1 protein-coding gene is annotated in these 458 nt (G+C 60.7%); it reads left to right on the top strand.

All coding sequences use genetic code 11. The features are described 5' to 3' along the window. Window positions 1–458 (top strand): hypothetical protein (locus AC2JF9_RS09055; protein ID WP_500727102.1); only part of this gene is annotated, 458 nt, incomplete at both ends.

The raw sequence follows: 458 nt of genomic DNA on the forward strand, positions 1-458 counted from the left end.
GCATCATCGAGTTTTTGAGGCAGTTTCTTCTTCCAATCGTCCCGCGCTACCAACAGGCCCTGGTGGGAGGCTTCTTCGAGTTGAGCCTGCGTGGGCGTTCTAAGATACCGAACTCCCTCCCGTGCGGCGATCCACGCAACGCCGAAGGCCACAACATAGACAACGGTGTAAAGCGCACGCCTCGGCCAGGACCGTCCTGGCGCGGCTGGAGCGGCAGTTTCTGGCACGGGCACCGATGGTACACCCGCAAGGGCAGGCTCCGTAGCTGGGACCTGAGCCCTGTTCCAGCGCCACATCAGAATGCCGAAGATTACAAGCTGCGGGATTACGCTGATCGCGAAGGACTCGGCGAATTTGGGTGCGGCCCCATCAGCCCGACCAAAGCCTCCGATCACGGTTCCTATGAAGAGGGCCAGCGCGTTCGCAGTCAGTATGCCGGGAACGCTACTGTTCCACTT

This window comes from Lactobacillus sp. C449L, assembly GCF_059900815.1.